Raw genomic sequence first — 20,763 nt, forward strand, 5'->3', positions numbered from 1 at the left:
TCCGCTTTGCCGTTGGGCCCTTATGCCCGTTGCAGCGCCTCGCCCACCTCGCCACCGGCCGCAGCCAGCAACCGGCGCTCAAGCGTCTGGAGCCGCGCCTTGCTCTCGATCTTTCCGCCGATCAGGTCGGTGATGTAGAAGGTGTCGACCGCGCGCTCGCCATAGGTGGCGACATGAGCGCTGTGGACGGTGACTTTCGACTGGAACAGCGCGTTGGCGAGGCTGAACAGCAGCGCTGGGCGATCGCGGGCATTGACCTCGATCACGGTGAAGCGGTTCGACGCCTTGTTGTCGATCAGCACATTGGGTTCGATGCGAAACGCCTCGGCGCGGGTGCGGGGCAGGGGCCGCGCCGCCAATTTGGTAATGAGGCGGTGTCGGTTCGACAGGGAATCCTCGATCGCGCTGCGAATGCGCTTCAACTGCTCGGGGCTGTGAAACGCGCCGCCGAGCGGGTCCTGTACCAGGAAATTGTCGATGGCGACGCCGTCGCGCGTCGTATGGATGCGCGCGTCGATGATATTGCCGCCGGCCAGATGGATGGCGCCCGCGACACGATAGAAAAGACCCGGATGGTCGGCTGCATAGACCGTGACCAGCGTCGCGCCGCGTTGCGGATAATATTGTGCGGCGATCGACAGCGGCGAATCGCCCGATTCCAGGATATGCTGGACGTTATGGATCAGGATGTCTTCAGGCTCCGCGATCCAGTAGGATTCGGGCAGGCGGCTGCTGAGCGCGTCGAAAGTCTCCTCGCTCATGCCCAATGTCTGGCGCAGCATATCCTGTTTCGCGGCGACCCGTTCGCTACGGCCCTTCTGTTTGTGGCCAAGGCGAAGCACCTCCTCTGCCGATTCGTAGAGATCGCCGAGCAGTTGCCGTTTCCAGCTGTTCCATACGCCCGGCCCCACCGCGCGAATATCGACGACGGTCAGGCATAGCAGCAGGCGCAGCCGCTCGGCGCTTTGCACTACCTCCACGAAATCGAGGATGGTCTTATAGTCGGCGAGATCGCGCTTGAAGGCGGTGGCCGACATGAGCAGATGATAGCGCACCAGCCAGGATACGGTCTCTGTCTCCGCCGCCGTCAGGCCAAGGCGCGGACAGAGCGTGTCGGCGATGTCCGCGCCCAATATGCTGTGGTCGCCGCCCCGACCCTTGGCAATGTCATGCAGCAGCACCGCGACATAGAGGACGCGGCGCGACAGCAATTTGCCCATCAGGTCGGTAGCGAGCGGGTGGTCGGTGCCAAGCTCTCCCTTTTCGATGCGCGCGAGAAGGCCGACAGCGCGGATCGTATGTTCATCGACTGTGTAATGATGATACATGTCGAACTGCATTTGCGCGACGACGCGGCGAAAGTCGGGGATGAAGCGACCAAAAACCGTCGATTCATTCATCCAGCGCAGCACCGTTTCGGGATCGCGCGGCGACGTCAGCACGTCCATGAAAAAGCCGTTGGCGCGCGCGTCCTTGCGCACCTTGTTGGTGATAAGGCCAGCATCGCGGCTGGCGGCGCGCATGGCGCTGGGGTGAATCTGAAGCCCGTGCTTGTCCGCCAGCGCGAATATCTCCAGCAAACGCACCGGGTCCGCCTGGAAAAAATCGTCGCTCGGCAGGCTCAATCGCCCGCGATCCAGCACGAACCCTTCCAGCTTCTTGGGCCGGCGGAACAGGCTGGGGATATAGCGTCGACCCTTGGGGCCAAGCTGGTCGTCGAGATGCGCCAGGAAGACGGCGGTCAGATCGCCGACCGTTTTGGCGTTCAGGAAATAATAGCGCATGAAGCGCTCGACGCCCGACCGACCGGCGCGGCCGGTGAAGTGCATCCGGGTCGCGGTTTCCAGTTGCAGGTCGAAGGTCAGCCGATCCTCGGCTCGGCCGGTAATGCTGTGGAGATGGCAGCGAACCGCCCAGAGGAAATCCTCCGCCTTCTGGAACTGGCGCAGTTCCGCTTGCGTCAGCAAACCCACGTCGACCAGTTCCGCGACCGAGCGGACGCGATTTACATATTTGCCGATCCAGAAGAGGGTGTGGAGGTCGCGCAGCCCGCCCTTGCCTTCCTTCACATTGGGTTCGACGACATAGCGGCTGTCGCCCATGCGCCGGTGCCGTTCGTCGCGTTCCTCCAGCTTTTCGGTGACGAAGGCGCGGGCATTGCCCTGCATCACTTCGGCGTCGAACCGGGTCGAACTTTCCTCATACAGCGAGCGGTCGCCCCAGATATAGCGCGCTTCCAACAGGGCGGTGCGGACCGTCAGGTCGCTTTTGGCCATGCGGATCGTCTCATCGACCGACCGGCTGCTATGCCCGACCTTCAAGCCGAGGTCCCAGAGCGAATAGAGCATGGATTCGATCACCTGCTCGGTCCAGCCGGTCGGTTTCCAGGGGGTGATGAAGCCGATATCGACATCGCTGTGCGGCGCCATTTCGCCCCGGCCATAGCCGCCCACGGCGATCAGCGCGATCCGCTCGCCCGTGCTGCGATTGCCGGCTGGATAGAGGTGATGCGTCGTCGCGTCATAGAGCAAGCGCAGAATCTGGTCGATCAGGAAGGCAAAGGCGCTCACCGTTTCGCGTCCACGCGTCGGCCGCTCCTCCAATCGGCGCGCAACATCCGCCCGGCCATGGTCGAGCGCATCTTTGAGTTCCTGCACGATCAGGCCGCGCAGCCGCATGGGATCGCCGCGGTGCTCCAGCGCCAGGGCGTTGATCCGATCGGAAATGGCGCGCCGGTCGATGATCGCGCGACGCGATCCTAAGGCGGGAAACTGCATGACCATGCTGCGCTATCTAGTCGTGCTGCTCCTGCACGACCAGTTGTTTCAATCGATAGATGTGATCGAGCGCTTCACGCGGAGACAGGGCATCCGCATCGATTGCTTCGATCGCCTCGCGCAACGGGTCGACCGGCTCATCCTCCTGCGCCGCGGCCGCTGCGAACAGGGGCAGGTCGTCAAGGCCCGCCGCAATGCCGCCGGTCTTCGCCTTGCCTGCTTCCAGCCGCGCGAGAACATCCTTTGCCCGTTTGAGCACCGCGGGCGGCAGGCCGGCGAGCCGCGCAACCGCCAGGCCATAGCTGCGGTCGGCCGGCCCCTGCGCAAGTTCGTGCAGCAGGACGAGGTCGCCCTTCCACTCACGGGCGCGGACATGGTGCAGCGAGAGCGAGGGGAGAGTTTCCGCCAGCCGCGTCAATTCGTGATAATGTGTGGCGAAGAGGCAGCGGCACTGGTTGACCTCATGCACCGCCTCCACCACGGCCCAGGCCAGCGCTAGCCCGTCATAGGTCGATGTGCCGCGCCCGACTTCATCCAGAATGACGAAACTCCGCTCGGATGCCTGCGCCAGGATCGCGGCGGTCTCCACCATTTCGACCATGAAGGTGGACCGGCCCTTGGCGAGATTGTCCGATGCGCCAACACGGCTGAACAAGCGGTCGACCAATGTCATCGTCGCCGACTGGGCGGGGACATAGCCACCCGCCTGCGCCAATATCACGATCAGCGCATTTTGCCGCAGGAAGGTCGATTTGCCCCCCATATTGGGGCCTGTGACCAGCCACAGCCTATCGCTTTCGCCAAGCCGGCAATCATTGGCGACGAAGGGCTGGCCTTCCTTACGCAGCGCATCCTCCACGACCGGGTGGCGCCCGCCGACGATGTCGAGACATTGCCCCCCATGACCACCGACTCCATCGGCAGCGACGAAATGGGGCCGCTGCCATCCCCCCTCTGCCGCGCGCTCGGCCAGCGCAGCGGCGACGTCGAGCCGAGCGAGCGCATCGGCCGCGCGGGCAATATCGGCCTTGCGATCGAGTACGGCGTTGGTGAGGTCCTCTAGATGCGCGGCTTCGGCGACCAGCGCATGCGCGCCGGCCTGGGCGACGCGCCCGGCTTCTTCATGCAGGTCCACCGAATTGAAACGCACCACGCCGGCCAGCGTCTGGCGATGGGTAAAGCCGCTGTCGGGCGCCATCAGCGCGTCGGCGGCGCGGGCGGGGACCTCCACATGATAGCCGAGCACGCCATTGTGCCGGATCTTGAGCGCGCCGATGCCGGTTTGCTCGCGATATTTCGCCTCCAGCGCGGCGATGGCGCGGCGGCCGTCCCCGGCCATGCGGCGCAGTTCGTCCAGCGCCGCGTCATAGCCATCGGCGATATAGCCGCCATTGGCGGTTTCGGTTGGTGGCGCAGGGATGAGCGCGCGCGCTAAGGCGTCCACCATCTGCCCATGGCCGTCGAGCGCAGGGAGCAATTGTTGCAGCAGCGGCGGCTGGTCGGGCAGACGGCCCAGCCGTTCGCGCAGCATCCGGGCTTCGCCAAGGCCATCGCGCAACTGGCCCAGGTCGCGGGGGCTGCCCCGGCCGACCGCGACGCGCCCCAGCGCGCGGCCAATGTCGGGCAGGGCGCGCAGGGCGCCGCGCACTTGATCGCGAAGGCCCGCATCATCATGGAACATCTGCATCAGGCCCAGCCGCGCTTCGATGGCGGACAGGTCCATCAGCGGCGCGGAAATATCCTGCGCCAGCAGTCGCGCGCCCGCGCCCGTGACTGTCCGGTCGACGGCGGCGAGCAGGCTGCCTGCGCGCGTGCCGGCGGTGGTGGCGACGATCTCCAGGCTTTCCCGCGTGGCCGCGTCAATCGCGACATGTGCGCCGCTCGCCTTGCGCATCGGGGGCGCAAGGAAAGGCAGTGTGCCCTTGCCGGCATGATCGAGATAGGCGACCAGCCCGCCCATGGCGGCAAGTTCGGCGCGGTCGAATTGGCCAAAGCCATCAAGCGTTGCCACGCCGAACAGCCGCTTGAGCGCAGCTTGCGCCCGGCTGCTGGAAAAGGCTGCGCGGTCAAAGGCTGTGGCGCCCGGAACATCCATCGTTGCGCCGTCCGCCAGCACGGTTTCGCTCGGCCGCAACCGGGCCAATTCGGCGGGCAGGTCGACGATGGGGCAGGTCAATGTCTCAAACCGGCCAGTCGATATATCGGCGGCAGCGATGCCGACCTCGCCCGACGTCTCGCCCCCCACCTGCGCCAGCGCCACCAGCATATTGTCGTGCCGCGCGTCGAGCAGCGTTTCTTCGGTCAGCGTGCCGGCGGTGACGTAGCGAACGATGTCGCGCGTCACCAGCGCCTTGCTCCCGCGCGCCTTGGCCTGCGCAGGGGTTTCGGTCTGTTCGGCGATGGCGACACGGTGGCCGCCCTTGATCAACCGCGCGAGATAGGATTCGGCACTGTGCACCGGAACACCACACATCGGGATCGGTGCGCCTTCATGATCGCCGCGGCTGGTGAGCGCTATGTCCAGCGTCGCGGCGGCCAGTTTTGCGTCGTCAAAGAAAAGTTCGAAGAAGTCGCCCATCCGGTAGAAGAGCAGGCAGTCCTGCGCCTGCGCCTTGAGCGCCAGATATTGGGCCATCATCGGCGTGGGCTGGGCGGTCGTGTCGCTGGATTTCGCCATGGCGCAGCCGATAGCCCGAACGCCGGCCTGAAACCAGAGCGTCGCGAAAGGTGCGGGAAAATTGCGTATCTCGCACTTGCCCACAAGATAGGCGCACCGCTAGGGCCTGTTCATCTTTCCAAAAGTTCCAATAGTTGGGAGCCCATGATGTCCGACCGATCCAATGTGGAATTTTCCGAACGCGAGGCGCTGTTCTTCCACGCAACCGGGCGGCCTGGAAAGATCGAGATCATCGCGTCCAAGCCAATGGCGACGCAACGCGACCTGTCCCTTGCTTATTCCCCCGGTGTCGCCGTTCCGGTCCGCGCCATCGCGGCCGACCCCGCAACCGCCTACGATTATACCGCCAAGGGCAATTTGGTTGCAGTCATCTCCAATGGCACCGCAATTCTTGGCCTTGGCAATCTGGGGGCGCTCGCCTCCAAGCCGGTGATGGAAGGCAAGGCGGTGCTGTTCAAGCGCTTTGCCGATGTCGATTCGATCGACATCGAACTGAAGACCGAGGATGTCGACCGCTTCATCGATGCGGTCGAGCTGATGGAGCCGAGCTTTGGCGGCATCAACCTGGAGGATATCAAGGCGCCCGAATGCTTCGTTATAGAAACGACGCTGAAGGAGCGGATGAATATTCCCGTCTTCCACGACGACCAGCATGGCACCGCGATCATCGCCGCTGCGGGCGTACTCAATGCCGCACTCCTAACGGGCCGCGACATGAAGACCATGAAGGTGGTGGTGAATGGAGCCGGGGCCGCATCGATCAGCTGCACCGAACTCATAAAGGCGCTGGGCGTGCCGCACGACAATGTCATCATGTGCGACAGCAAGGGCGTGATCTACCAGGGCCGCAGCGAAGGCATGAACCAGTGGAAATCGGCCCATGCGGTCAGGACCGACGCACGCACGCTGGCCGAAGCCGTGAAGGGCGCGGATGTGTTCCTGGGCCTTTCGGTTGCCGGCGCGATGAGTCCGGAAATGGTAGCGTCCATGGCGGACAAGCCGATCATCTTCGCCATGGCCAATCCCGACCCCGAAATCCTGCCTCCCGATGCCAAGGCGGTGCGGCCGGATGCGATTGTCGCGACCGGGCGGTCCGATTTCCCCAATCAGGTCAACAATGTCCTGGGTTTCCCCTTCATCTTTCGCGGGGCGCTGGACGTGCGGGCTACCGGCATCAATGAGGCGATGAAGCTGGCGGCGGCCAAGGCGATCGCTGAACTGGCGCGCGAACGCGTGCCTGAGGAAGTGGCCAAGGCCTATGGCCGGTCGCACAGTTTCGGGCCCGATTATATCATTCCTGCCCCCTTCGATCCGCGTCTGATGGAAGTGGTGCCGGCCGCTGTCGCTCAAGCGGCGATGGAAACCGGCATGGCGCAGCGACCGATCGAGGATCTAGGCGCCTATCGCCAGTCCCTAAAGGCGCGGCTCAATCCCACGACATCGGTGCTGAACAGCGCCTATGAAATCGCCAAGGCCAATCCCAAACGCGTGGTCTTTGCCGAAGCGGAGGAGGAGGTGGTGCTGCGCGCCGCGATCCAGTTTCGCGAACTGGGCTATGGCGTCCCCGTCCTGGTCGGGCGCGGCGACGTGGTGGACAAGTTGCGCGCGCTGGGCGTGCGCGATCCCGAGAGCTTTGAACTGCATAACAGCGTCAATTCGCCATTGGTGCCCGATATGGTCGACATGCTCTATGCGCGGCTTCAGCGCCGGGGCTATCTGCGCCGCGACTGCGAGCGGATGGTGAACCGCGATCGCAATATCTTCGGCACCTTGCTGGTGAAGATGGGCGTTGCCGACGCGATGCTGACCGGCATGACCCGGCCCTATGCCCAGACCCTGCGGGAGGTAAAGCGGGTCATGGACCCGGCGGCCGGCCGCACGCCCTTTGGCATCCATGTCATGGTGGCGAAGGACAAGACGGTGTTTCTGGCCGACACGACGGTGAACGAGCGACCGAGCGCGGCGGAACTGGCCGACATCGCCATGGGCACAGTCGCGGTTGCGCGCCGCATGGGCCATGATCCGCGCGTCGCTTTCCTGTCCTACGCCAATTTCGGAAACCCGCCCGGCAGCTTCCTCGACAATATTCGCGGCGCGGTGAAGCTGCTGGACGAACGAGCGGTCGATTTCGAATATGAGGGCGAAATGACGCCTGACGCGGCGCTCAATCCGGCGGTGATGAAAAATTATCCCTTCAGCCGGTTGTCGGGTCCCGCCAATGTCTTGGTCATGCCGGGCCTGCATTCCGCCAACATCTCGGCCAAGCTGCTGCGTGAACTGGGTGGCACCTCGATGATCGGCCCGCTGCTGGTGGGGATGGAAAAATCCGTCCAGATCGCGACTATGTCCTCCAACGCGTCGGAATTGCTGACTTTGGCGGTGCTGGCGGCGGGCGGCGTGGCGCTCTGACCGGCTCTCTGTCGCTTTTCGCTTGCGCCAGAGCGTCTCGACGCGACAGGGAAGGCGCGACAATAGCAATGGGGAGCGTGACGCCATGGGCATGACCGGTTTTGACAGCGCGACCTTTCGTCGCGTGCTCGGCCATTACCCGACCGGTGTGTGCGTCGTGACCGCCGTCGAAGCGGATGGCGCGCCGGTGGGCATGGTGGTCGGTTCCTTCACCTCCGTCTCGCTCGATCCGCCCTTGGTCGCCTTTTTTCCGGCCAAGACGTCGAGCAGCTGGCCCCGCATTGAAAAGGTCGGCCGCTTTTGCGTCAATATCCTCGCCAGCGATCAGCTGCCGGTATGCCGTCAGATCGCCGCGCCCGGAGTCGATAAATTTGCCGGCATCGCCCATCGCGTATCGGCCCACGGCTCTCCGATCCTGGACGATGTCGTCGCCTGGATCGATTGCACGCTCGATGCGGTGCATGAAGCGGGCGATCACCACATCGTGCTGGGGCGCGTAGTCGCGCTGGAGGTGGAGCGGCCCGAGCGGCCCCTGCTCTTCTTCCAAGGCAGCTATGGCGAGTTCGCACTGCTCGATTGACAAAATCGGGCCTCCATATTGCGCAGCGGCGCGCATGCCGACATATCCCGGACATAATACGGCTCCTTAACGCATTGCGCTTACAGGAGCAGGACACTCTGGCCGGATCACCGCATGACCGCGTTGCTCATCACCGTCGATACCGAGCTGTCCGCCCTGTTGCAGCAACGCGGGCTGAGCCTCGACGAAAATCTGCGACGATCGATCCATGCCGAAACAGGTGGCCGGGCCTGTGGCATTGGCTGGCAGATGGATGTGCTGGATCGCCATAAGCTGACAGGCGTGTTCTTCCTCGACCCGCTGCCTGCGCTGGTTCATGGCGCGGCCTTCCTTACGCCGATCGTCGGCGAGATCGTCGGTCGCGGGCATGAGGTGCAACTGCATATCCACACCGAATGGCTCGCCTGGGCCAGGGACTCGCCTGTCGAAGGGCGTCAGGGGCGCAATATCGGCGATTTCTCGCTAGGCGATCAGGTAACGCTGCTCGGTTTGGCCAAAGACTATCTGGAGCAAGCCGGCGCGCCGCCGATCACGGCCTTTCGCGCCGGCAATTTCGGGGCCAATGACGATACGCTGCGCGCACTGGCGGCTGTCGGCATCGACTGGGACAGCAGCGTCAACCCGGCCTATCTGGGCGGCGACTGCCGCATTTCGGCAGATCATGGACAGATTGGCGCAAAGCGTATCCATGGCGTGGCCGAATTGCCCGTGTCAGGCATTATCGACCGTCCCGGCGGATTTCGACCGGCGCAGATTTGCGCCATGTCGGCGGACGAGATGCGCGCCGGCCTGCGTCACGCCGTTCGCAACGGTCATGACGCCTTTGTCGTGGTGACCCATAGTTTCGAAATGCTGTCGCGCGATCGCGCGCGGCCGAACGGGGCCGTGATCCGCCGGTTCGAACAGCTGTGCCGCGAAGCCGCTGGGTTGCCGGGGGTGCGCGGCATGGGCTTCCGCGATCTTTCACCGGCGCTGGCCGACGCGCCTGAACGTCCCCTGGATCGCGTGCCGCCCAGCCGGTGGCGCACCGGAATGCGCATGGCGGCGCAGGCACTGGCCACGTGGCGCTACGAGCATCGGCTTATCCCTGCGTGAGCGCGCTGCCCGGCGTTCTCCTCCTTGGCATGGAAAATGCCATCGCCCTGACGATCACGCGAGAGTTGGGGGAGCACGATGTTCCTGTGCATGGCGTCGCGCGTGATGCGTCCGCCATCGCTGTCGCCTCGCGTCATTGCCGGGGCTGGACCCGGCGCCCGGACGGGTTGATCGCATCCTGGCTGCCCGATCTTATCGCGCGGACAAGCGCGCGCGCCGTGTTGGCGATCGCTGAATCCGACCTGATGGAATTGGCGACGATGCCGCCGATGATCGGCGATTGTCATATTCTCGCGCCTCGGCTCGATCGCCTGGCGCGCGTGCTGGACAAGCGGCAGACGCTGGAGGCCGCAGCGGGGGCGGGCCTGCTTACGCCGCAGACATGGCAACCCGTGCCTGGTGAGGATTTCGCCGCGCGCCTTGCGGACATGCGCTATCCCCTCGTCGCCAAATGGGCGAACCCGCAGGCGATCTTGCCCGTGCTGGAGGCCGCGGGCCTGGAGTGGCGCAAGACGGATTATCTACATGGTCCCGAAGACCTCCGCGCCTTGCTGGACCGGTTTGCGCCGATCGGCCGCTGGCCCCTGATCCAGCAATATTGCGCCGGTCATGGCCTGGGGCAGATGCTCTACATGCAGGGCGGCCGCGCCACGCTGCGCTTTCAGCATCGGCGGTTGCATGAATGGCCGCCCGAAGGTGGCGTATCGACGCTTTGCCGGGCAGAACCGATGGACCGCCATGACGCGCAAATGGCGCTGTCGGAAAAATTGCTGCGGGCCATTGGGTGGGAGGGTCAGGCAATGGTCGAATATCGTCATGATCCTGACAATGATCGATATTGGCTGATGGAGGTCAATGGCCGCTTCTGGGGCAGCCAACCGCTTGCCTGGCATTGCAGCGCGCATTTCGCGTGGGAGGCCTATCGCCGTGTCGTCCTGGGGCAGACCGATCCGGCTCGGGCGCCCCGCGACGATCTGCGCGCGCGGTACATGGTGCCCGAAACCAAGCGGCTGGGGCGCATTCTGCTGCGGCCGCGCACGATCGACGATCCCTATTTCCGTCGGCGGCCGCTGGCGGAGCTGGCGGGCTATCTGATGGGATTTCTCGATCCGCGATCGCGTTATTATGTGTGGTCCTGGCACGACTTCCGGCCGTGGCTGCGCGACATGGCGCAGATCGTCAGGAAAGCCGTGCGCCGGGAAGGCTGACAGCGATCCGGGCGACCGCCCTTTCGATGCGGGTCAGGCACTGCACCATATATTCCTCGTCCAGCCCATAAGGGTCGTGCAGATGCGGCGTCATCGGTCGGGTCCATCGGCCCAGCAATGTGCGCGGCACGTCGCGCAGGCGCGGATCTGCGGCCAACCGGGCCAGTTGCCGCACTTCCATCACCAGCAGCAGGTCGCCCGGCTGCGGCTGATAATCTGCAAGATCGGTGGCGCGATGGGCGTGGAGGTCGTGGCCAAGCGCGTGCGCGGCCGCGATTGCGGGCGGATGAGCGGGGCGACCGGGCGTGGTGGAAAGGCCCACGGATACCGCGCGCAGGCCGGCACGACGCGCTACCGCCTCGGCAAAGGCGCTGCGGCAGATATTGCCCTGGCAGACGAAGACCAGTCGGCGCACGCAGGCGGGATCGAACGACCTGCCCGTGGACAGGCCCAGAAACATCTGTGGATAGGAGAGGGCAAGCCGCACCAGTCCGCGAAACGTGCCGAAGTGCCGGCGAATCATCGGCAAGGGTGAAGGCGGGGGGGCATCACTACGTTGATAGCCAAGCCATGGATGGGATCAACCAGGTTGGGGGCCGTTCGTGGTTCAGATTCACGCAATACCGCGTTGCGGAAACCCGTGCCGCGCATTGATCACCGGCGCGAATCGATCCACGGCCAAGCCGTCAGAATTTGAAGCTGGTGCCCAGATAGACGGCCTGACTGTCCTGCCGGTCGTCGGTCATGGGGGTCAAACGACCCACGACATTATTGTTGTAGCGCACGCCCGCCGTTACGTTAAGGTTACGGGTCAGCGAATAGGAGCTGGCGAGGTCCAGCGAATAATCCTTCTCAGCCGCCGGGTTGCGCGCGGCGCTCGGTTCGCGACGGCTTTCGATCAGTACCTTGGTGCTGAAACGGTCCTTCTTGCCATCATCGAGGGAGAAATTCTTGGCATCAACCATCGTTTCGACCGGCACCGGGTCAAGCGCCTTGCGGCCCACCGATTCGGGCAGGGCGAATTTGCGCCAGTTATGCGCGCCGTTCAGGCTGAAGGCCATGGGCTTGATATCGACGGGCGTCTCGGTCTTGTCCGAGCCACCGCGATCGCTTGCGCGGACCATGATGGTGATTTCACGCTGGCCGCTCAGCGATCCGCTGGTGGGCGTGAAGCGGAAACCCTGCCGGCTGGCGGATGCTGCGATCTTGGCGTAAGCCGCAGCAAGCTGAGGATCCTTGGTGGTGGGGGTGAAGGAGGAAATGCTGCCGAGCGCACCCAGCGATACCGGCGCATCGGGGCGCAGCGGCGCCAGATCCGTCGCCGCGCCAATGGCGGGAGACAGCAGGAAGCCGGCAACGGCAATTGCCGATCCTGCTACCGCTAAATATCCCCTGTTCATGCGCATGACCCGAATCTCGTCCCCGCCAACTTGTATTTGTTAACGCATTACACCGACAAAGCCGCCACTGGCTAGAGGCCCGGCGGCTTTTTATCGAAGCTGTTGCTCCAAACCCACATGTTTGTCGAAGGTGCCGGCGGCGCAATAATTTCGCGGTCAACGCCCGCGCGCGACGGACTGATCCAGCGCCCCTTGCCCAATGGCGCGCGGACACTATAGAAGCGGGCTGATTTTCGTCTTTTCAAGCTAGGACATGCCTGATGGCCCGTCGCCTTCCCGCCCCTGTTTCCGCCGGTCTGCTGCTGGCTGCGCTTCTGCCGCTCGCGGCGTGCGGCGGTGGTTCCAAGGACCGGCCCAAGGCGGATCTCGCCGCCTCTCGCGTGACGACGATCGGCGTCAACGCCTATCTGTGGCGCGCGACGCTCGACACCTTGTCCTTCATGCCGCTGGCGCAAACCGACTCGAACGGCGGCGTGGTCGTCACCGACTGGTATATCGATCCCAATACGCCCGGCGAGCGAATGAAGCTGACCGTGTCGATCTTGGATCAGGATCTGCGCGCCGATGCGGTGCGCGTCGCTGCCAGCCGCCAGGTCAGCCAGAATGGCGCCTGGGTCGATGCCCCGGTCAAGGCCGCCACGGTGCAGAAGCTGGAGGAGATCATCCTCACCAAGGCGCGCGACCTGCGCCGCATGGCGATCGGCTGACCCTACCCCAATTTCCAGGGGCCGCGCGGCGCGGCCCGTTTTTCAGCATCCGGGGCTGGGCTTCATCGCAGGCCCAGCCCCGCGCGTATGTGTAAGGATTAGAGATGCAAAGGCGCTTCAACCCGCTGGAGGCCGACGCCCGCTGGCAGGCGGTGTGGGACGAAAAGCAGAGCTTTCGCGCGAACGATGCTTCGCCCAAGCCGCGATCCTATGTGCTGGAGATGTTTCCCTATCCATCGGGGCGCATCCATATCGGCCATGTGCGCAACTATTCGATGGGCGATGTGCTGGCGCGGTTCCGGCGGATGACCGGGCATGAAGTGCTGCATCCGATGGGCTGGGACGCCTTTGGCATGCCGGCCGAAAACGCCGCGATGGAAAAGAAGGTGCATCCGGGCGACTGGACCCGTTCCAACATCGCCAACATGCGCGCGCAGCTGAAAAAGCTGGGCTTCGCGATCGACTGGAGCCGCGAACTCGCCACCTGCGAACCGGACTATTATGGCCATGAACAGGCGCTGTTCCTGGACATGCTGGAGGCTGGCCTCGTCTATCGCAAGGAATCGTCGGTCAACTGGGACCCGGTCGACATGACCGTGCTGGCGAACGAACAGGTGATCGACGGCAAGGGCTGGCGATCGGGTGCGCCGGTCGAAAAGCGCAAGCTCAACCAGTGGTTCCTCAAGATCACCCAGTTCGCCGACGACCTGCTGGACGGGCTGAAGAGCCTCGACCAATGGCCCGAAAAGGTGCGGACCATGCAGGAAAACTGGATCGGCAAGTCGGTTGGGCTCCAATTCCGGTTCGACTTCGCACCCTTCCCGGAACGCGAAGCGCTGGAGGGTCTGGACGCGGGCGCGGGGATCGCGGTCTATTCGACCCGGCCCGACACCATCTTCGGCGCCAGTTTCGTCGCGATCGCCGCGGATCATCCCGTGGCGCAGGCGATCGCCGCCAACAATGCGGACGCCGCCGCCTTCATCGAGAAATGCAAGGAAGGCGGCACCACCGCGGCCGAGCTGGAGACGGCCGAAAAGCTGGGTTTCGACACCGGCCTGTCGATGGTTCATCCGTTCGACCCGGACTGGCAGCTGCCCGTCTTCATCGCCAATTTCGTGCTGATGGACTATGGCACCGGCGCGGTCATGGGCGTGCCAGGCCATGACCAGCGCGACCTCGACTTCGCTCGCAAATATATGCTTCCCGTGGAGCGCGTGGTCGCCGCCGAGGGTGAGGCCGACAAGCCCATTCATGACGAGGCCTATACCGGCCCCGGCCGTCTGGTGAACTCCCGCTTCCTTGATGGAATGGCGGTGGAAGAGGCCAAGGCCGCCGTCATCGCCCGCGCCGAGAGCGAAGGCTGGGGCGAGGGCAAGACCGTGTTCCGCCTGCGCGACTGGGGCGTGTCGCGTCAGCGTTACTGGGGCACGCCGATCCCCGTGATCCATTGCGACGGCTGCGGCGTGGTCCCGGTACCCAAGGATCAGCTGCCGGTCGTGCTGCCAGAGGATGTCAGCTTCGACATTCCCGGCAACCCGCTCGACCGGCATCCGACCTGGAAGCATGTCGATTGCCCGGCCTGCGGCAAGCCCGCCCGGCGTGAGACGGACACGCTCGACACCTTCGCCGATTCCAGCTGGTATTTCATCCGCTTCGCCAGCCAGCCCAGGGACAGGCCGTTCGATCGCGCCACGGTCGAGCAATGGCTGCCGGTCGGCCAATATATTGGCGGCGTCGAACATGCGATCCTGCATCTTCTCTACGCCCGCTTCTGGACGCGCGCGCTCCAGCATATGGGGCAGCTGGGCTTTGCCGAGCCGTTCACCGGCCTGTTCACCCAAGGCATGGTGACGCATGAAACATACAAGGCCGGCGATGGCAGCTGGCTGTCGCCCGTCGAGGTGAAGAAGTCCGGGGACGACTATACGCATATCGAAAGCGGCGCGCCCGTTACCGTTGGCCGCGTCGAAAAAATGTCCAAGTCCAAGAAAAATGTCGTCGATCCCGATGACATCATCGAACAATATGGTGCGGACGCGGTGCGCTGGTTCATGCTGTCCGACAGCCCGCCCGAGCGCGATCTGCCCTGGACCGACAGCGGCATCGAGGGAAGCTGGCGTTTCGTCAACCGTGTCTGGCGGCTGTTCGCTGAGGCCGATGCGGCGGCGGAAGGCCAGGACAAGGCGCTGGACCGCAAGCTGCACCAGACGATCGACGGCGTGGCGAAGGATATTGAATCGCTGGGCTTCAATAAGGCGGTCGCCAAGATCTACGAACTGGTGAACGCGGTCGAAAAGGCCAGGCCATCGGCCAGCCGCACCACCGCCATTCGTACGCTGGCGCTGCTGGTTGCGCCGATGACGCCGCATCTGGCCGAGGAAGGCTGGGCGCAGATGGGGCAGGACAATGGCTGTTCCGGCCTGATCGCCGAGGCTTCATGGCCGGCGGTCGATCCCGCGCTGCTGGTCGATGATGAAGTCACCATCGCCTGCCAGGTCATGGGCAAGCTGCGCGACACCATCACCGTGGCCAAGGGAACGCCCAGGGACGAACTGGAAAGGCTGGCGCTCGCTGCCCCGAATGTCGCCCGTATCCTGGACGGTGCCAGCCCCAAGAAGGTGATCGTGGTGGCCGATCGGCTGGTCAATCTGGTCATCTGAATCGAACCCCGTCGTTCCCGCTTTCGCGGGAACGACGGAAGGTTTAAGGGTCCGGATCATGAAGCGCATCCTTCCCGTCATCGTCCCCCTTATCGGCCTTGCGTCCCTTACCGCCTGCGGGCTGCGGCCGGTCTATGGTGGGGGCGGCGCTGGGCCGGTCGCGCGGGCGCTGGGCAATGTCGAGGTCGCCCCGATCGAGGGCAAGGCGGGCTGGCTGGTCCGCAATGCCCTCAACGATCGGCTGGCCGCGATGCAGAGCGGCAGCGGCCCGCGCTACCGACTGGTCGTCAAGCTGGACGATAATATTGCGGGCCTTGGCCTGCGCGCCGACGCGGCGATCACGCGCGAGCGGCGGACGCTGCGCGCGCGCTATCAGCTGGTGGATGAAAGCACAGGCGCGCAGATATTGGACGACACCGCCGGGTCGGACGCGGGCATCGACGTCACCTCCAGCGAATATGCCACGATTGCCGCCGAAGATACCGCGCTGGAACGGCTGTCGCAGACGGTCGCTGATCAGATTATCACCCGCCTTGCTCTCTATTCGCGCAAGGCCGCCAATCCTTGAAGGCCAATCGCGGCCAGATGGAAAAGGCGCTGGACGCCCCCGGTCAGGGTGCGGCCGCGAACACCCGGTTCTTCCTGCTCTACGGCCCCGATGAGGCGGGCAGCCAGGCGCTGGCGAAGCGTCTTGAACGCGCCATGGGGCCGCAGGCGGAGCGGATCGACCTCGACGCGCCGACCCTGCGCGAGGATCCGGCGCGCCTGTCCGACGAAGCGGCGGCCTTTTCCATGTTCGGCGACAAGCGTTGGATTCGCGTCAACGGCATTGGCGATGATTGCCTGCCCGCCCTCAACGCCTTGCTGGACGCCGAAGCGGCGGGCAACCCGGTGATCGCGGTCGCCGGCGCGCTCAAGCCGACGTCGAAGCTGGCCAAGCTGGCGCTCGATCATAAAGGCATATTGGCCTGCATCTCCTATCAACCCGACGGGCGGGAGGCGGAGCAGATCGCCATCGGTATCGCGCGGGACGGCGGGCTGCGCCTGTCGTCTGACCTGGCCCGGCGGATCGTCGACCTGTCGGGTGGGGACCGGGCGCTGATGGCGGGCGAGATCGAAAAGCTGATTCTCTATCTCGACGCGGCGCCCGACCGGCCGGCCGAAGCCACGGCGGAAGCGCTGGATGCGCTGTCGGCGGATAATCCTGAAACGGAAGTCGGTCCCCTGGTCAACGCCGTGCTGGGCGGCGACCTTCGGGCGATGCATCGCGAATTGACGGCATTGGCGCAGGCGGGCGCCGCAATGGCGGCTGTGATCCGCCCGTTGCTCACCCGCGCGATGCTGCTGGCGACGATCCGTGACGCCTTCGACGCCAGCGGGCGGCTGGAGGCGGCGGTCGATCAGGCCGGCCGCGCGGTGTTCTGGAAGGAAAAGGGGCTGGTGACGCGGCAGGTGCGACTTTGGGACGCGCCCGGTATCGCGCGCGTGATCCAGCGATTATTGGCGGCCGAGCGATCGAGCCGCGGGGGCAGGGGCCTGGGCGACCTGATGGTGCGGCATGAGTTGCTGGCCATAGCGCGGCAGGCAGCGCGGGAGCGGGCTTGATCCGCCTTCGCCCCATGGCCATATTGCCGCCATGGAAAAGATCAGCCTCACCGACGCCGAATGGCGCCAGCGCCTGACCCCCGAACAATTTCATGTGCTGCGCGAAGGGGGCACGGAGCGGGCCTTCACCGGCAAGCTCAACGCCAACAAGATCGATGGCGTCTACTATTGCGCCGGCTGCGGCGCGGAACTGTTCGATGGCGAGGAAAAATATGATAGCGGATCGGGCTGGCCCAGCTTCACAGCGCCCGTCGACATCGACGCGGTCGAGGAAATTCGCGACACCAGTCACGGCATGATCCGCACCGAAGTGCGCTGCGCCAAATGTGACGGGCATCTGGGCCATGTCTTTCCCGATGGCCCCGGCGTCAATGGCCTGCGTTACTGCATGAACAGCGCCAGTCTCGACTTCAAGCCGCGCGAACAGCATCCATGATCGTTCATCGCTGGTAAAGCGCGTATCGCCATGGAAGGGGCGAAGCGGTCCATTTCGAATGCCGGACGCATGATTTGCGCTGGCCCGGACCAGGTTTAGCGCGTATCCGGGGCGGCACAGATGGCAGGATCAGGCAAGAGCAAGGGCACGCCCCGCGGCGTCAGGAAATGGCTGATGCGCGGGCTGAAGATCGGCCTGGCGGCAGCGGTCGCGGCCATGTTGGCGCTGGTGATCGCTGTCGTGATCGCGCTTCAGTCGTTGCCCGACTATGAAAGTCTCAAATCCTCGCCCAATGGCCAGATGATCCGCGTCCATGCCGCCGATGGCAGCGTGATCGTTTCGCTTGGTCCCAGTTTCGGCCGCTGGATGACCTATGATCAGATCCCGGCGGTCATGGTTGACGCGATGGTTTCGACCGAAGACAAGCGTTTCTACATGCATCCCGGCATCGACCCGGTGGGCATGGCGCGCGCCGCCTGGGTCGCGGTGGAACGGCGCGGGTCCGGCCGCCGCCTGCAGGGCGCATCGACCATTACGCAGCAGGTGACGCGCAATATCTTCCTCAACAACAGCTATAGTTTCGGGCGGAAGATCCGCGAAATGGTGCTGGCGTTGGCGATGGAACGCAAATTTTCCAAGCGGCAGATCCTCGAACTCTATCTCAACAAGGTGTATTTTGGCGGCGGCGCCTATGGCATCGACGCCGCCAGCCGCAAATTCTTTGGCCATCCCGCAACGACGATCGACTTGCCAGAGGCCGCGATCATCGCCGGACTTGTCAAGGCGCCTTCCAGCTATTCCCCCACCGCCGACGCCGAGGCGGCGATCGGCCGCGCGGGCGTCGTGCTCGACCTGATGCAGGATAATGGCAAGATTTCAGCATCGGAGCGCGCCAGTGTAGACCTGGACGACGTCAAGATGGCGCCCGAACCGCCGCAGAACAGCGTGCGCTATTTCACCGACTGGGCGTTGCCGCAGCTCGACCTGCTGATCGACGAACCCAATGAGCCGCTGGAGGTCTATACCACGATCGACCTTGGCATGCAGAGGGCTGCGACCGCAGCGGTGCAGGCCAACGCGCCCAAGGGCGCGCAAGGCGCCATGGTCAGCCTGGATCGCGACGGCGCCGTGCGTGCGATGGTCGGCGGCCTTGATTATGTGTCGTCCAACTATAACCGGGCCGTCACCGCCACCCGTCAGCCCGGTTCCGCGTGGAAGATCTTCGTCTATATGGCAGCGCTCGAGGCGGGCTATACGCCCGACACCGGCATCACCGACGAGCCGGTAACGATCAACGGGTGGAGCCCCCGCAACAGCAATGGCCGCTTCGCCGGCGCGATCGATATCCGGACCGCCTTTGCCTATTCCATCAACACGGTCGCGGCCAAGCTGGGCGTGGAAGTGGGCTTTTCCACCGTCGCCGACATGGCCCGCCGCTTTGGCATATCGACGCCGATTAACACCCATCCTTCCATGGTGCTGGGCACGTCCGACGTGCGCCTGATCGACATGACGCGCGCCTTTGCCTCGATCGCGCGCAAGGGGATCGCGGTCACGCCCTATGGCATCACCAAGGTGACGACGGCGGACGGGCGACTGCTCTACGAACATCAGGATGACACCAGCCGCGTGCTGGTCGCGCCCTGGGTGGCGGCGGGCATGACCGACCTGATGCAAACCGCGGTCAGCACCGGTACGGGCCGCGCCGCACAGATCGGCCGGCCAGTCGCGGGCAAGACTGGCACCACCAGCAGCAACAAGGATGGCTGGTTCCTGGGCTTTTCCAGCGGCATCACCACCGGCGTCTGGATGGGCCGCGATGATGCGCGTGCGGTGGGCGGATTGCAGGGGGGCCGCGCCCCGGCCCGCGCCTTCGCGGACTATATGAAGGTCGCCGTCGCCAAGCGACCGGTCGAAAAGTTCGACACCGAAGTTACCTTGCCCGAATGGCAGCTCGAACCGGATGAAGAGGCCTATTATGAGGGCCCCGACAATGGCGCCTATGCCGGCGGCATGATGGTCGATGAAAATGGCTATCCGATCGAGCCGCCAGCCCCCGCGCCTTCGCAGGGCTATGAGGATGAGCCGGATATGGAGATCGACCCGCAGGATCGCCCGCAGCCGCCGCGGCTCGACCAGCAGTGGATCGACAATGTGCTGGGCCGCGACCGCGCGCGCCAGCCGGCGCAACAGCCGCCGTCCAACCGGCCGCCATCGCAGCAGCCCTGAAACGCGGCTCAGCCATCCGCCGGTTGGTTCGCCGCCAAGCGTGTGGGCGTGATCGCACTGGCGTCGGGTAACAGGAAGTCGACCTTCCCCCGCGCGAAATCGATTGCCACCCGGTCGAACACCCGCAGCGCGCTGATGCCCAGCAGCAAGGCGGGCTTGTCCTGCATGCCCAGTTCCGCAAAGGGGCTGGCGTCGGCAAAGATCACCGGCACTTCGGTCAGGTTGACGCGGCCCAGCGCCACCGATCCTATGCGGCCGACTTCCCCGATCAGCGTGCCGCCCGTGACGCTGGTGAGTGTCGCGGTCAGCAGGTCGGGCGCGCGCTTTTTGCGCAGCAGCTTGTCGCGTAGCGCCAGGTTGCCGATGCTGTAATGGCTGCCGGTATCGAGCATGATGTTGACCCGCATCCCGTTGACCCGCGAATCCAATAGAATCAGCTGCCCGCGCTTGCGCCGCGCTTCCACCACGATCGTGTCGGGATCGGTTGGAAATGTCCGTCGGCGGCCACTGTCGGCAATGTCCATCGTGCCGCTGCGGAAATTCAGGACGACGCGCCTGTCGTGCAGGCTATCCAGCCCCAACAGGCCCGCCGCGCCCAGATGCTCCCCCTCCAGCACAGGCGCTTCGATATCGTCGATCACGCCCGCACCGAATGTCAGGCGCGGCAGGGCGACCGTTGCGACCTGGGACCGTCCGGTCATGCTAAGGATCGTGACATCAGCGCGCGGCGGCAACCCCAGGCGTTGAGCCAGGTCGCGCGCGATCACCGTGCGCTGCGATCCAGTATCAATGACGAAGGGCCATGGCCCCTTGCCGTCGATGGAAATGGGGATGGTGACGCGATCGTCCAGGCTGGCGGTGCGCACGAGCGCGGGAGGTACTTGTGGATCGAGCGGCGGCGTTTGCGCAGCCAGGGGCGCGTTGCCGAACGCCAGCATGATCGCCAGCAGGGCAGGGAGCCGTCCCATATCCTCATCCTC

15 protein-coding genes are annotated in these 20,763 nt (G+C 64.7%); 10 read left to right on the forward strand and 5 right to left on the reverse strand.

Going from position 1 to position 20,763, the window contains the following annotated elements:
• Positions 1-20: 20 nt before the first annotated feature.
• Both LL253_RS05135 and mutS read right to left on the reverse strand, forming a co-directional pair.
• Complete coding sequence (locus LL253_RS05135; RefSeq protein ID WP_009823302.1) at positions 21-2,783, reverse strand: [protein-PII] uridylyltransferase; 2,763 nt, start codon at positions 2,781-2,783, stop codon at positions 21-23.
• Between the two features lie 10 nt (positions 2,784-2,793).
• Entirely contained in the window at positions 2,794-5,454 is a 2,661-nt protein-coding gene (gene mutS / locus LL253_RS05140; protein ID WP_228226437.1) for a DNA mismatch repair protein MutS, read from the reverse strand.
• Between the two features lie 147 nt (positions 5,455-5,601).
• On the opposite strand from mutS, the gene LL253_RS05145 reads away from it, so the two are divergent.
• The 4 genes from LL253_RS05145 to LL253_RS05160 all read left to right on the forward strand — a co-directional run bounded on the left by LL253_RS05145 (position 5,602) and on the right by LL253_RS05160 (position 10,746).
• On the forward strand, positions 5,602-7,863 hold the full coding sequence (locus tag LL253_RS05145; RefSeq protein WP_037543698.1) for an NADP-dependent malic enzyme: 2,262 nt from the start codon (positions 5,602-5,604) through the stop codon (positions 7,861-7,863).
• A gap of 91 nt (positions 7,864-7,954) precedes the next feature.
• On the forward strand, positions 7,955-8,443 hold the full coding sequence (locus LL253_RS05150; protein ID WP_228226438.1) for a flavin reductase family protein: 489 nt from the start codon (positions 7,955-7,957) through the stop codon (positions 8,441-8,443).
• 114 nt (positions 8,444-8,557) lie between these two features.
• Positions 8,558-9,538 carry a polysaccharide deacetylase family protein gene (locus LL253_RS05155; protein ID WP_228226439.1) on the forward strand — a complete coding sequence of 327 codons (981 nt, stop codon included), beginning with the start codon at positions 8,558-8,560 and terminating at the stop codon, positions 9,536-9,538.
• Positions 9,535-10,746, forward strand: coding sequence for a carboxylate--amine ligase (locus LL253_RS05160; protein ID WP_228226440.1), 1,212 nt, complete (start codon positions 9,535-9,537; stop codon positions 10,744-10,746). The genes LL253_RS05155 and LL253_RS05160 overlap by 4 nt, the downstream gene beginning before the upstream one ends.
• Here LL253_RS05160 and LL253_RS05165 read toward each other — a convergent pair.
• Both LL253_RS05165 and LL253_RS05170 read right to left on the reverse strand, forming a co-directional pair.
• Complete coding sequence (locus tag LL253_RS05165; RefSeq protein ID WP_228221420.1) at positions 10,718-11,269, reverse strand: arsenate-mycothiol transferase ArsC; 552 nt, start codon at positions 11,267-11,269, stop codon at positions 10,718-10,720. The two genes, LL253_RS05160 and LL253_RS05165, sit on opposite strands and share 29 nt — an antisense overlap.
• A 163-nt stretch (positions 11,270-11,432) precedes the next feature.
• Positions 11,433-12,152 carry a hypothetical protein gene (locus LL253_RS05170; protein WP_228221419.1) on the reverse strand — a complete coding sequence of 240 codons (720 nt, stop codon included), beginning with the start codon at positions 12,150-12,152 and terminating at the stop codon, positions 11,433-11,435.
• Positions 12,153-12,406: 254 nt separating this feature from the next.
• Between LL253_RS05170 and LL253_RS05175 the strand changes: the two genes are divergently transcribed.
• From LL253_RS05175 to LL253_RS05200, 6 genes are all read left to right on the forward strand, one after another.
• A complete protein-coding gene (locus LL253_RS05175) occupies positions 12,407-12,853 on the forward strand; it encodes a DUF3576 domain-containing protein (protein WP_228221418.1) in 447 nt (148 codons plus the stop codon).
• Positions 12,854-12,957: 104 nt separating this feature from the next.
• A complete protein-coding gene (gene leuS, locus LL253_RS05180) occupies positions 12,958-15,513 on the forward strand; it encodes a leucine--tRNA ligase (protein ID WP_228226441.1) in 2,556 nt (851 codons plus the stop codon).
• A 58-nt stretch (positions 15,514-15,571) separates the two neighbouring features.
• Entirely contained in the window at positions 15,572-16,081 is a 510-nt protein-coding gene (gene lptE, locus LL253_RS05185; protein WP_009823292.1) for an LPS assembly lipoprotein LptE, read from the forward strand.
• Positions 16,078-17,118, forward strand: a complete 1,041-nt coding sequence (gene holA, locus LL253_RS05190) for a DNA polymerase III subunit delta (protein WP_228221416.1) — start codon at positions 16,078-16,080, stop codon at positions 17,116-17,118. The genes lptE and holA overlap by 4 nt, the downstream gene beginning before the upstream one ends.
• Positions 17,119-17,149: 31 nt before the next feature.
• Positions 17,150-17,554, forward strand: a complete 405-nt coding sequence (msrB, locus tag LL253_RS05195) for a peptide-methionine (R)-S-oxide reductase MsrB (protein WP_009823290.1) — start codon at positions 17,150-17,152, stop codon at positions 17,552-17,554.
• A 120-nt stretch (positions 17,555-17,674) separates the two neighbouring features.
• On the forward strand, positions 17,675-19,783 hold the full coding sequence (locus LL253_RS05200; protein ID WP_228226442.1) for a transglycosylase domain-containing protein: 2,109 nt from the start codon (positions 17,675-17,677) through the stop codon (positions 19,781-19,783).
• Positions 19,784-19,791: 8 nt separating this feature from the next.
• Here the strand turns inward: LL253_RS05200 and LL253_RS05205 are convergent, their stop codons facing one another.
• The gene (locus LL253_RS05205) at positions 19,792-20,751 is read right to left on the reverse strand and encodes a retroviral-like aspartic protease family protein (RefSeq protein ID WP_228226443.1); all 960 of its coding nucleotides are present in this window, start codon (positions 20,749-20,751) and stop codon (positions 19,792-19,794) included.
• Positions 20,752-20,763: the final 12 nt, after the last annotated feature.

It is taken from the genome of Sphingobium soli (assembly GCF_020782245.1).
GTDB lineage: Bacteria > Pseudomonadota > Alphaproteobacteria > Sphingomonadales > Sphingomonadaceae > Sphingobium > Sphingobium soli.